This is a genomic window from Piezobacter thermophilus (assembly GCF_055386745.1).
Genome location: NZ_AP042380.1, coordinates 3,128,401 through 3,140,737 on the forward strand (window position 1 = coordinate 3,128,401; position 12,337 = coordinate 3,140,737).

General features: G+C 67.2%; 13 protein-coding genes. 3 read left to right on the plus strand and 10 right to left on the minus strand.

Annotated elements, in window-relative coordinates; all coding sequences use genetic code 11:
* Nucleotides 1–48: 48 nt before the first annotated feature.
* The 5 genes from ACZ5CM_RS15175 to pyk all read right to left on the minus strand — a co-directional run bounded on the left by ACZ5CM_RS15175 (nt 49) and on the right by pyk (nt 2,989).
* Complete coding sequence (locus ACZ5CM_RS15175; protein ID WP_464639867.1) at nt 49–486, minus strand: PaaI family thioesterase; 438 nt, start codon at nt 484–486, stop codon at nt 49–51.
* 78 nt (nt 487–564) lie between these two features.
* Nucleotides 565–930, minus strand: a complete 366-nt coding sequence (rplT, locus tag ACZ5CM_RS15180; protein WP_464639869.1) for a 50S ribosomal protein L20 — start codon at nt 928–930, stop codon at nt 565–567.
* An 18-nt stretch (nt 931–948) separates the two neighbouring features.
* Nucleotides 949–1,149, minus strand: coding sequence for a 50S ribosomal protein L35 (rpmI, locus tag ACZ5CM_RS15185; protein WP_464639871.1), 201 nt, complete (start codon nt 1,147–1,149; stop codon nt 949–951).
* 123 nt (nt 1,150–1,272) lie between these two features.
* Complete coding sequence (locus ACZ5CM_RS15190) at nt 1,273–1,497, minus strand: hypothetical protein (protein WP_464639873.1); 225 nt, start codon at nt 1,495–1,497, stop codon at nt 1,273–1,275.
* A 46-nt stretch (nt 1,498–1,543) separates the two neighbouring features.
* Nucleotides 1,544–2,989: a pyruvate kinase gene (gene pyk / locus ACZ5CM_RS15195; RefSeq protein WP_464639874.1), complete on the minus strand. Its 1,446-nt coding sequence runs from the start codon at nt 2,987–2,989 to the stop codon at nt 1,544–1,546.
* 116 nt (nt 2,990–3,105) lie between these two features.
* Here pyk and ACZ5CM_RS15200 point away from each other — a divergent pair, with 116 nt between their 5' ends.
* On the plus strand, nt 3,106–3,843 hold the full coding sequence (locus ACZ5CM_RS15200; protein WP_464639876.1) for an N-formylglutamate amidohydrolase: 738 nt from the start codon (nt 3,106–3,108) through the stop codon (nt 3,841–3,843).
* Nucleotides 3,844–3,872: 29 nt separating this feature from the next.
* Here the strand turns inward: ACZ5CM_RS15200 and ACZ5CM_RS15205 are convergent, their stop codons facing one another.
* From ACZ5CM_RS15205 to ACZ5CM_RS15225, 5 genes are all read right to left on the minus strand, one after another.
* On the minus strand, nt 3,873–5,330 hold the full coding sequence (locus ACZ5CM_RS15205; RefSeq protein WP_464639878.1) for an aldehyde dehydrogenase family protein: 1,458 nt from the start codon (nt 5,328–5,330) through the stop codon (nt 3,873–3,875).
* A gap of 93 nt (nt 5,331–5,423) precedes the next feature.
* Nucleotides 5,424–7,031 carry an ABC transporter ATP-binding protein gene (locus ACZ5CM_RS15210; RefSeq protein WP_464639879.1) on the minus strand — a complete coding sequence of 536 codons (1,608 nt, stop codon included), beginning with the start codon at nt 7,029–7,031 and terminating at the stop codon, nt 5,424–5,426.
* Nucleotides 7,028–7,843, minus strand: a complete 816-nt coding sequence (locus tag ACZ5CM_RS15215; RefSeq protein WP_464639880.1) for an ABC transporter permease — start codon at nt 7,841–7,843, stop codon at nt 7,028–7,030. The genes ACZ5CM_RS15210 and ACZ5CM_RS15215 overlap by 4 nt, the downstream gene beginning before the upstream one ends.
* On the minus strand, nt 7,840–8,787 hold the full coding sequence (locus ACZ5CM_RS15220; RefSeq protein ID WP_464639882.1) for an ABC transporter permease: 948 nt from the start codon (nt 8,785–8,787) through the stop codon (nt 7,840–7,842). The genes ACZ5CM_RS15215 and ACZ5CM_RS15220 overlap by 4 nt, the downstream gene beginning before the upstream one ends.
* Nucleotides 8,788–8,953: 166 nt before the next feature.
* Entirely contained in the window at nt 8,954–10,405 is a 1,452-nt protein-coding gene (locus ACZ5CM_RS15225) for an ABC transporter substrate-binding protein (RefSeq protein ID WP_464642647.1), read from the minus strand.
* A 205-nt stretch (nt 10,406–10,610) separates the two neighbouring features.
* On the opposite strand from ACZ5CM_RS15225, the gene panB reads away from it, so the two are divergent.
* Complete coding sequence (gene panB, locus ACZ5CM_RS15230) at nt 10,611–11,450, plus strand: 3-methyl-2-oxobutanoate hydroxymethyltransferase (protein ID WP_464639884.1); 840 nt, start codon at nt 10,611–10,613, stop codon at nt 11,448–11,450.
* Complete coding sequence (gene panC / locus ACZ5CM_RS15235; protein ID WP_464639886.1) at nt 11,447–12,298, plus strand: pantoate--beta-alanine ligase; 852 nt, start codon at nt 11,447–11,449, stop codon at nt 12,296–12,298. Before panB ends, panC begins: the two co-directional genes overlap by 4 nt.
* Nucleotides 12,299–12,337: the final 39 nt, after the last annotated feature.

Consider the following 12,337-nt stretch of genomic DNA (forward strand, 5'->3'; position numbering starts at 1 on the left):
AGAACGCGCCCCGCGACGCCAGAGCGGGGACCGTCCCGCCGAAGGGGCTCAGATGTCGATCACCATCATGGTCGCGGTCATGGTGGCGATCAGCCTGTCCTTTTCCCCGCCGATGGCAAGCGCCCGTCCCTCGCTGACCATGATGGTGCGGCCGGGCTTGAGCACCTCGGCCACGAAGCGGAACCTCTCGCCCAGCCCGGCAGCCAGGAAATTGGTCTTGAACTCGACGGTGGTGATTCCCTTGCCCGGCGCCACCAGCGTCACCGCCGAGAACCCGCAGGCCGTGTCCAGCAGCGCCGCAATCGCACCGCCATGCAGACCGCCATGCTGCTGCAGGAGGCGTTCATGGAAATCCTGTTCGATGACGATCCGGCCCGGCGCCACCTCGGTCAACTTGGCGCCAAAATTGTTCATCAGCCCCTGCGCGGCGAAGGCCTCGCGCACATGGGTTTCGAAATCGGGGTTGCGCGGTATGAGGCGGGTCATGCGGGATGCTTCCTGAAAACCGCAGAACCCGCCTCCGTTGCCGGATGCGGGTTCGCGGTGTTCACCTGTCCGGGCCTGTCAGGCGGCCAGAGCCGCCTGCGCCCTGGCGACGATGGCGCCGAAGGCTTCGGGTTCATGCACGGCCAGATCGGCCAGAACCTTGCGGTCCACCTCGATGCCGGCCTTGTTCAGCCCGTTGATGAAGCGCGAATAGGTCAGCGATTCGTCATGTGCGCGCACGGCAGCGTTGATGCGCTGGATCCACAGGGCGCGGAAGTTGCGCTTGCGCTGCTTGCGGTCGCGGGTCGCGTACTGGTTGGCCTTGTCAACGGCCTGCTTGGCGACCTTGAAGGTGTTCTTGCGGCGGCCGTAGTAACCCTTGGCGGCCTTGATGATCTTCTTGTGACGGGCGTGGGTCTTGGTTCCACCTTTGACGCGGGACATGGTCCTTGCCTCCTCTGCTCAGCGGTCGTAGGGCATGAAGCCCTTGACGATCTTGGTGTCGGGGGCGGACATGATCGTGGTGCCGCGGGCATTGCGGATGAACTTGTTGGTCCGCTTGATCATGCCGTGACGCTTGCCGGCCTGGGCCGTCTTGACCTTCCCGGTCGCCGTCATCTTGAAGCGCTTCTTGGCGCTCGACTTGGTTTTCATCTTGGGCATTTCCGTCTCCTTCAGGGGTCGGTTGCACACGCGACTCGGCATGCCGCTTCGCCGGCCGCGCGATCAGGAGGGCCGTTTACGCAAACCCGCCCCGTCATGCAAGGGGAAAATCGCCCGGCAGGATCAGGGGGCAAAGCGGGCAATGACCCGGCTGAACACGCGAGGCAGGTCCTCGAACCCGTAGCCTCCGGGATGCCGGTTGAAGGCATAGACCACCAGCCCCAGCGCGATTGCCGCCATCAGCACCGGAGATATGGACAGCCTGCCGCCGCGCGTGGTTGCCATCATCGCCGGGACGGAAAACACGCCCAGCACAATACCGATTACCAATGCAAGGTCGGCATCCATCTGCCAGCCCTCATCACCACGAACGAACCTTTCGAACGAGGAAAGCCTACTCCGGGTCCACGTTGGAAATCAAACGTTCGTCGCAGGGCGCGACGCGCAGGATGTTGGTGGTGCCCGGCACATTGAAGGGCACGCCGGCCACCACGACGATCTGGTCCTCGGCACTGGCAAAACCGCCAGCGCGGGCAGCGCGGGCAGCATTGATGACGGCGCCCTTGAAGCGCTCCAGTTCGCCGGTCATCACGCAGTTGCACCCCCAGCTCAGGCACAGCCGCCGGGCGGTGCCGCGCTGCGAGGTCATCGCGATGATCGGCACGAAGGGCCGCTCGCGCGCGGTCAGAAGCGCGGTCGTCCCGCTTTGCGTGAAGCAGCAGATGGCCTTGATCTCGGTGGTTTCGGCAATCTCGCGGGCGGCGGCCACGATGGCATGGGCGGTGCTGCTTCCCTTGGCGATCCGGGTCGCCGCCACAAGCTCGGCATAGGCGGGATCGTGTTCGACCTCGACGGCCACCTTGTCCATGGTGCGCACCGCCTCGACCGGATAGCGGCCGGCCGCCGATTCGGCCGACAGCATCACCGCGTCGGTGCCCTCGTAGATCGCCGCCGCCACGTCCGATACCTCGGCGCGGGTGGGCATCGGGCTGCTGACCATGCTTTCCAGCATCTGGGTGGCGACGATCACCGGCTTGGCCGCCGCGCGGCATTTCAGTACCAGCCGCTTCTGGATCGGCGGCACCGCCGCCACCGGCATCTCAACCCCCAGATCGCCGCGTGCCACCATGATGCCGTCAGAGACCGCCAGAATGTCGTCGAAGGCCTCGACCGCCGCCGGCTTCTCGATCTTCGACAGGATTGCCGCGCGCCCGTCCACCAGCTTGCGCGCCTCGACCACGTCCTGCGCGCGCTGGACGAAGCTCAGCGCCAGCCAGTCCACCCCCAGCCGGCAGGCAAATTCCAGATCATCGCGGTCCTTGTCGGACAGCGCGGCAACGGGCAGCACCACATCGGGCACGTTCACCCCCTTGCGGTTGGAAATCGTCCCGCCCACGACCACCCGGCATTCGGCGAAATCGTCACCGCAACTGTCCACCTGCAACCGGATCTTGCCGTCATCCACCAGCAATGTCGCCCCGGGCCTGAGCGCGGCAAAGATCTCGGGGTGCGGCAGGCAGACGCGCGTGGCATCACCCGGCGCCGGATCCAGGTCCAGCCGGAAGCGCGCCCCGTCCTGCAGGGTCTCGGCGCCGTCGGCAAAGACCCCGACCCGCAGCTTCGGCCCCTGAAGATCAGCCAGAATGGCGATCGGGCTGCCCAGCTCCTTTTCCACCTGCCGGATGATCCGGTGCTTTTCGCGGATCTCGTCGTGGGTTCCGTGACTCATGTTCAGCCGGAAGACGTCCGCCCCGGCCTCGTGCAGGGCGCGGATCATCTCGTGGCTGTCGGAAGCCGGACCAAGGGTGGCCACGATCTTCACATTTCGCAGGCGCCTCATGCCGGTTCTCCCGTCTCAATCGAATTGTTATCGCAAACATGCCTGGCCGGGTTATGACCGGATTTTCATTCCCCGGCAACTCCCCTAAAGCTTGCCGGCAAAGAGATGGCAGGCAGATGACATACACCCCATATTTCATCCACGGCGAAGACCGCCCCGGCCGCTGGTTGATCACCTGCGACCATGCCACCAACACGGTTCCCCCGGATGTGGGCGGAGGCTCGCTTGGCCTTGCGCGCGAGGACATGGAGCGCCACATCGCCTACGACGTCGGCGCCTGGGGCGTGTCGCAGCACCTGGGCGTGCTGCTGAACGGTCCGGTGATCGCGGCCAACTTCTCGCGCCTGGTGATCGACCCCAACCGGGGCGAGGACGACCCCACCCTGCTGATGAAGCTCTATGACGGCTCGGTGATCCCTGCCAACCGCCACGCCGATGCGGACGAGCGGGAACGGCGCCTGAACGCATATTACCGCCCCTATCACCGCGAGCTGGCCCGGCTGGCCGCCCTGCCGCACATGGTGATCGTGGCCATCCACAGCTTTACCCGCCAGCTGCGCGGGCACGAGCCGCGGCCATGGCATATCGGCATCCTGCACACCGCGGACGAACGCCTCTCGCGCCCCCTGCTCGAGCTGCTCCACGCCGAACGGGACCTGGTCGTGGGCGACAACGAACCCTATTCGGGCCACCTGCCCGGAGATTCCATCGACCGCCACGCCACCGCCACGGGCCGGCCCAACGTGCTGATCGAAATCCGCAACGACCTGATCGCCGACCATGCCGGGCAACGGGAATGGGCCGAAAGGCTGGCTCCGCTGCTGGAACGGGCGCTGGAACGCGCGGGACTGTAGCCCACCCTGCCTGTCCCTCCGGCCCTCGCTCAGCCGTGACAGGCGGCCACGGTCTTGAGCTGCGAAAAGCCGTAAAGCGCCTCGAAGCCCTTTTCGCGGCCATGGCCGGACTTGCCGACCCCTCCGAAGGGCAGTTCGACCCCGCCGCCGGCGCCGTAATTGTTGATGAACACCTGCCCCGCGCGCAGCCGCCGCGCCAGCCGCATCTGCCGGGCGCCGTCGCGGGTCCAGACCCCGGCGACAAGCCCGTATTGCGTGCCATTGGCGATGCGCACCGCCTCGTCCTCGTCCTCGAAGGGAATCAGCACCTGAACCGGGCCGAAGATCTCCTCCTGCGCCAGAACATGATCGGGCGGCACATCGGCAAAAAGCACAGGCCGCACATAGGCCCCCGCCGCCGGAGCATGATCCACGATCCGCCCCTGCGCGGCCACGGTCAGATCCGCCCCCCGCGCCAGATAGCCCTCGACGATCTCCTTCTGCCGGGCCGAAATCAGCGGCCCCATGCGCAGATCCTCCAGCGCCGGGCCGACGGTCAAACCCTCATAGGCCTCGGCCATGCGCGCCTTCACCTGCTCGTAGATGCCGCGCTGAGCCAGAATCCGCGACGAGGCCGAACAGGTCTGACCGGCATTCTGACACCCGGCATTGACCAGAAACGGCAGGGCCGCATCCAGATCCGCATCGTCGAACACCAGCTGCGGCGACTTGCCGCCCAGCTCCAGCGTCACCGGCACCACATTCGCCGCGGCCGCCGCCTGAACCCGCGCCCCGGTGGCCACCGAGCCGGTAAAGCTGAGGTGATTCACCCCCGGATGCGCCGCCAGCGCCGCCCCGGCCTCGCCCCCCAACCCCGGCACCACGTTCAGCGCGCCGGCCGGCAACCCCGCCTCCTGCGCCAGACGGGCAAAGGCCAGCGCCGTCAGACAGGCCTCCTCGGCGGGCTTGAGCACCGCCGCATTGCCCATCGCCAGCGCCGCCCCCACCGAGCGGCCGATGATCTGCATCGGATAGTTCCACGGCACGATATGCCCGGTCACCCCGTGGGGCTCGCGCAGCGCATAGACGGTGTATCCGGCCAGATAGGGAATCGTCTGCCCCATCACCTTGTCGGCGGCACCACCGTAAAATTCACAATAACGGGCCAGCGCGATGGCATCATTTCGCGCCTGGCTCAGCGGCTTGCCCACATCCATCGCCTCCAGCCGGGCCAGATCCTCGACCCGCTCGAGCACCAGCCGCCCCAGCCGCGACAAAATCCGACCCCGCTCGAAGGCCGGCATGGCGCCCCAATCGCCCTCCAGCGCCGCCCGAGCGGCCCCCACTGCCGCATCCACATCCGCCGCACCGCCCCGCGCGATCCGGCAGATCTCGGCCCCGTCGGAAGGGTCGATCAGCGGCAAGGTCTCGCCCCCCGCCGGCGCAACCCATTCCCCGCCGATCAGACAGGCTTCGGTCTCGAACCAGATCGCGCCCGAATCAGTCATCTTTCCCTCCCCTCGGCGCACACGGCGCCTCTTCCTCTTGCCCCAAATACTCCCGCCGGAGGCATCGGCGAAGCCGATTCCAGCCCCCGGGCCTCATCCCCGCCCCGCCGCCGCCCGCAACTCGGGAAGCTTCGGGCTCGCCTCGATCAGTTCCCGCGTATAGGGATGCTGCGGGCCGTTGAAAACCGCCTCCGTGTCTCCCTGCTCGACGATCTCGCCCGCCCGCATCACCAGAACCCGATCCGTCACCGACCGGACCACCGAAAGATCGTGGCTGATGAACAGCCATGTCAGAGCGTAGCTTCGACACAGATCCGCCAGAAGATCGAGGATCTGCGCCCGCACCGATACGTCCAGCGCCGAAACCGCCTCGTCAAACAGGATCAGATCGGGGCGGATGATCAGGGCACGGGCAATGGCGATGCGCTGGCGCTGACCGCCGGAAAATTCGTGGATGTATTTGCCGGCGTCCCCGGCCGACAGCCCCACCGCCTCCAGCGCCTCGGCCACCGCGGCGCGCCGGGCCGCACCGCGCGGCGGGTTGTCCAGCAGATGGAAGGGCTCGGTTATCAGCCGCTCGACCCGATGACGCGGGTTGAAACTGCCGAAGGGATCCTGAAACACCACCTGCATCCGGCGCCGCACCGCAAGATTGGACCGGCGTCCGGTCCAGACCGGCGCCCCGTCCAGAAGGATGCGCCCCGCCTGCACCGGCTCCAGCCCCAGAATCGCCCGCGTCAGGGTGGACTTGCCGCATCCCGATTCGCCGACAAGCCCCAGCCGCTCGCCGCGATTGAGGGTAAAACTGACATTGCGCAGGGCGCGGAAATGCCCCGGGTCCCGGAACAGCCGCCGCCGCGGAAGACGATAGTCGCGCGTCACCCCCTCGACCACCAGCAGCGGTTCGGGCCGCGCCGGCGGGGCAGGCAGGGCAACGCGGTGGCGGGAGGCCTCGAACAGCATCCGCGTATAGGGATGGCGCATGCGGGTCAGCAGCGCGCCGGTGCGGCCCGCTTCCACAACCTCGCCGCGGCGCATCACCACGATCCGGTCGGCCATGCCGGCCACCACCGCCAGATCATGGGTGATGATCAGCAGCCCCATCCCCATGTCGCGCACCAGCCCCTTGAGCAGGTCCAGGATCTGCGCCTGGGTGGTCACATCCAGCGCCGTCGTGGGCTCGTCCGCAATCAGCAGCTTCGGCCGCAGGGCAATGGCCATGGCAATCACCACCCGCTGACGCTGCCCGCCCGACAGCTCGTGCGGATAGCGCGACAGAGGGAAGCGGTCGGCGGGCAGCCCCACCCGCTCCAGCACCTCGCGGGCGCGCGCCCGGGCGGCCTCGCGCGTCATGGCGCGGTGAACCAGGATCGTCTCCATCACCTGATCCCCGATCGTCCGCACCGGGTTGAGCGCGGTCATCGGTTCCTGGAACACCATGCCGATCCGGCGCCCGCGAACCGCGCACATCTCGTCCTCGGACAGCGCCATCAGGTCGCGGCCGTCCAGCCTGACCTCGCCGCGCGCGGCGGCGCGCTCCGGCAGAAGGCGCATCACCGACAGCGCCGTCATCGACTTGCCCGAGCCGCTCTCGCCCGTCACCGCCACGATCTCGCCCGCCGCCACCGACAGCGACACCTCGCGCAGCACCTCGAACGTGCCGATCTTCAGCGACAGCCCGGAAATGTCGAGCAGCGTCATGTCCGCACCACCCTCAGCCGCGGGTCCAGCCAGTCGCGCAGCCCGTCGCCCAGCAGGTTCAGCCCCATCACCGTGACGATGATCGCCAGCCCCGGAATCAGCGCCAGATGCGGGGCGAAGCTGACCATCGTCTGCGCATCCGCCAGCATCCGGCCCCAGCTGGGCAGCGGCGGCTGGGCGCCCAGCCCCACATAGGACAACCCGGCCTCGGCCAGAATGCCGAGGCTGAACTGGATCGTGCCCTGCACGATCAGCAGGTTGGTCACATTGGGCAGGATATGCTCGACCGAGATGCGCGCATCCCCCTTGCCCGCGACCCGGGCGGCAAGGATGAATTCGCGCTCCCACAGACTCAGCGCCGCACCGCGGGTGATGCGCGCGAATACGGGGATGTTGAAGATGCCGATGGCGATGATGGCATTGACGGCACCGGCACCGAAGACGGCGGTGATCAGGATGGCGATGACCAGCGACGGGAAGGCAAAGACCAGGTCGTTGCCGCGCATGATGAGCTCGTCCAGCCACGACCCCTTGCGCGCCGCCGCCGCCAGTCCCAGAGGCACCCCGGCCCCCATGCCGATCCCCACCGCCACCAGCGCCACCGCGATCGAGGTCCGCGCCCCCACCATGATCATGGAAAACAGGTCGCGCCCGAAATGGTCGGTGCCGAACCAGTGGCGCGCATTCGGGGTCTGCAGTTTCTCGGGAATGTTCATCGCCGCATGATCCCACGGCGTCCAGAAGAACGACACCAGCGCCGCCGCGACGATCAGCGACGACAACGCCGCGCCGATGAGCAGGTTGCGGTTCATGTGCGGCTCCTCAACCGGGGGTCCACCGCGGCATAGGTCAGATCGACGACGAAATTCACCACGACCACGGCAAAGACCAGAAGCATCACCACCGACTCCACCACGATCAGGTCGCGCGACGAGATCGCCTGGAACACCAGCCGCCCCAGGCCGGGCAGGAAGAACACCTGCTCGATGATGATCGCCCCTGCCAGCAGAAAGGAAAACTGCATCCCGATGATGGTCAGCACCGGAATCAGCGCGTTGCGAAGCCCGTGCCGCCACAGCGCCTGCCGGCGGCTCAGCCCCTTGGCGCGGGCGGTGCGCATGAAGTCCTCGCCCAGAACGTCCAGCAGCGCCGAGCGCATCACCCGCGCCAGAATCGCCGCCTGCGGCAGCGCCAGGGCAATGGCCGGCAGGGTCAGCGACCGCAGCGCCGCCCCCGCCCCCCTGTCCCATCCGGCAAACCCGCCCGCCCCGAACCAGCGCAGCTTGATGGCGAAGATCAGCACCAGCATCATCGCGAACCAGAAATTCGGGATGGCAATGCCCAGCTGGGTCGCCCCCATCACCGCCACGTCGCCCGGCCTGCCCCGGCGCGCGGCGGCATAGATGCCGGCGGGAAAGGCGATCAGGGTGGACAGCACCAGCGCATAAAGGGCCAGCGGCAGCGACACCCACAGCCGTTCGGCAATCATGCCGGCGACCGCCGTGCGATAGGTGTAGGAGGTGCCGAAATCCCCCCGCAGCATGCCGCCGACCCAGTTCAGGTAGCGCTGGGTCTTCGACACGTCCAGGCCCAGCTCGGCGCGCAGGGCGGCCACCGTGTCGGGGCGGGCATTGATGCCCAGCATGTAGCTGGCCGGGTCGCCAGGGACCACCTCGACCACCAGGAAGATGACCAGGCTGGCCACGGCCAGGCTGACGATCAGCGACATGAGGCGTTTGAGCGAATAGCGCATCATGACCGGCGGACCGGGACAGGGCGCCGTGGATCAAACCGCCCGCACGTTCCCGAATATCCCCTCTGCTTTCCTCTTGCTTCAAATACTCCGGGGAGCGCGAGGGGCAGAGCCCCTCGCACCGGTCGGGCGGGCTTCGCCGATCCGAAACCGGACGATGCCCGCCCCCTCACTTCTCCCAATAGACCGCCGTCAGGTCGGTCGCCTGCGTCGGTGCATTGGCCCACAGCCCCCGGACCCCGGCCCTGGCCACGGTCAACGCCGCCAGTTGGAACAGATAGCCGTTGACGTAGTCCTCGGCGATGATCCGCTGCGCCTTCTGCAACAGCTCGGTGCGCTTTGCCGGATCGGTGGTTTCGTTCAGCGTCTTCATCAGCGCCTGGAAATCCGGGTTGTCATACTGGAAGTAGTAGTCGGGCCGGGCATAGATGCCGATATCCATCGGCTCGGTATGGCTGACGATGGTCAGGGCGTAGTTCTTGCCCCGGAACACCGATTCCAGCCACTGCGCCCATTCGACATTGATGATTTCCGCCTTGATGCCCACGGCGGCCAGCTGCGCCTGGATGATCTCGCCGCCGCGGCGGGCGTAAGAAGGCGGCGGCAGGTGCAGGGTGGTCTCGAACCCGTCCGGGTAGCCAGCCTCGGCCAGCAGCTTCTTCGACTTTTCGGGATCGTAGGCAGACAGATCGGTCAGATCCACATAGGCCGGGTTGTGCGGCGCGAAATGGGTGCCGATCGGCGTGCCGTAGCCGAACATCGCCCCATCGATGATTGCCTGGCGGTCGATGGCATGGGCCACCGCCTCGCGCACGCGCACATCGTCGAAGGGCGGCATCCTGTTGTTCATCGCCAGGATGGTTTCCCCCTCGGTCGAGCCGACCAGCACCTGGAACCGCGGATCGGCCTCGAACTGGGGCAGGTTCTCGGGGGCGGGAAAGCCGGTGAACACGTCCACATCCTCGGCCATCACCGCCGCGAAGGCGGCAGTGGGGTCCGAGATGAACTTGAACGTCACCTTGTCCAGCTTCGCCGGCGTGCCCCAGTAGTCGGGGTTCTTCTCCAGCTCGATCCGGTCGCCCTGCACCCAGTCCACGAACCGGAAGGCTCCGGTCCCGACGGGCTTCTGCTTGATGTTGTCGATGCTTTCGGGAGCCACGATCACCGCATCGCCCCAGGCCATCTTGAACAGGAAGCTGCCGTCGGGCTCCTTCAGCGTCACGCGCACGGTCAGCGGATCGACCGCCTCGACATCCGCGATGCCGGCAAACAGCGCCTTCTGCGCGTTCACGCTGTTTTCGGCGCGGGCACGGTCAAGGGTGAACTTGACGTCATTGGCATCCATGGTCGTGCCGTCATGGAAGGTCACGCCAGCGCGCAGGCGGAAGGTATAGACGGTGCCGTCCTCGGAAATCTCCCAGCTTTCCGCCAGCCCCGGCACCACCGACCCGTCGCCCATGAATCGGGTCAGCCCCTCGAACACGTTGGAATAGAGCACCTGGTCGATCGCCCCCGCCGCGGCGCTGGTCGGATCCAGATGCGGCGGCTCCAGCTGCATGGCAACGGTCAGGCTTTCCTGAGCCTGCGCGCTGCCAACCCACAGCCCGGCCGCCACCGCCATGACTGACGCCAGCCCTCGCGTGAAAACCTTGATACCCATGGTGAAATCTCCCTCCCGTCTCGGGTCGCGACTCGCCGCATGCCCGTTCGATCGAAAGTCTTTCCCTGAATCGCAATCCGATCAAGGTTTTGTTGGCGCTATCCATGTGGATTGCTGCGCTGCGGCGTGCTATTGGGCATCCGACCGAGACGCGAACGGAACCAAAATGAGCGCAACAGCCCGCAATTCGGCCCCCAATGCCGAGGACATCCGCGCCCGGAAAGGGGGCGCGCCGCTGGTCAGCCTGACCGCCTACACCACGCCCATGGCACAGCTGATGGACGCGCATTGCGATTTCGTCCTCGTGGGCGACAGCGTCGGAATGGTGCTGCACGGCCTGCCCTCGACCCTCGGCGTGACGATGGAGATGATGATCCTTCACGGCAAGGCCGTCGCCCGCGGCCTGAGCCGCGCCATGCTGGTCATCGACATGCCCTTCGGCAGCTACGAGGAAAGCCCCGCGCAGGCCTTTCGCAACGCGGCCCGGCTGATGGCGGAATCCGGCGCGGGGGCGGTCAAGCTGGAAGGCGGCACCCACATGGCCGAGACAATCCGCTTCCTCGTCGCCCGCGGGATTGCGGTGATGGCGCATGTCGGGCTGACGCCGCAATCGGTCAACACGCTGGGCGGCTATCGCGTTCAGGGCCGCGCGGCCGAGGCCGAGCGGGTTCTGGCGGACGCGCGCGCGGTGGCCGATGCGGGGGCGTTCTCGGTGGTGCTCGAAAAAGTGCCCGCCCGCCTTGCCGACCGGATCACCGCCGAGGTGCCGATTCCCACCATCGGCATCGGCGCGTCGGCCGGATGCGACGGGCAGATCCTCGTGGTCGACGACATGCTGGGCTTCTTCCAGGCGTTCAGGCCGAAATTCGTCAAGCGCTACGCCGATCTGGGCGCCCGGGCCGAAGCCGCCATTGCCGAATACGCCGCCGAAGTCCGCGCGCGCCGGTTTCCCGCGGCCGAACACGTCTTTGCCGACAAGGCGCCGACGAAGGAGCCGCCCGCATGACTGCTCCGATCCTGCGCAAGCTGGCCGAGCTGCGCGCGCGAACCGCCGAATGGAAGCGCGCCGGCGAGGTCATCGGCGTGGTCCCCACGATGGGCGCGCTGCATGCGGGGCATCTGTCGCTGGTGGAAGCCGCCTGCACGGCCTGCGACCGGGTGATCGTGACGATCTTCGTCAATCCCAGGCAGTTCAACAACCCCGAAGACCTGGCCAACTATCCACGCACCGAGCACGAGGACGCGCAAAAGCTGTCGGCGCATGCGGTGGACGCGATCTATGTGCCGGACCCCGAGGAAATCTACCCGCGGGGATTTGCCACCACCGTTTCGGTCGAGGGGCTGACCGACGTGATGGAAGGCGCCTTCCGCCCCGGTCATTTCGACGGCGTGGCCACCGTCTGCGCCAAGCTGTTCCTGCAGACATCGGCCGACCGGGCCTATTTCGGCGAAAAGGACTTTCAGCAGCTCAAGGTCGTGCGCCGGATGGCGGCCGATCTGGACATTCCGGTCGAGATCATCGGCCGCCCGACGGTGCGCGAAGCGTCCGGCCTTGCGCTGTCGTCACGCAATCTGCGGCTGTCGCCGGCGGGCCGGGAAAGGGCCGCGCAGCTTCATGCCGCGATGCAGCAGGTGGCGACCGAACTTGCCGGCGGGAAACCCCTTGACGGGCTGGTTGCAACCGCGCGCGCGCGGCTGCGCGAGGCCGGTTTTGCCGAGATCGAGTATCTCGAACTCCGCGCCGAGGAGGATCTCTCCCCGCTCGACCGGCCCGACCGCCCGGCGCGCCTGTTTGCCGCCGCTTGGATGGACGGGGTGCGGCTGATCGACAATATCCCCGTCCCCGCCTGCTGACAGGACGGCTCGGCCCCGAAATCGCTTGGATGCCGGGCC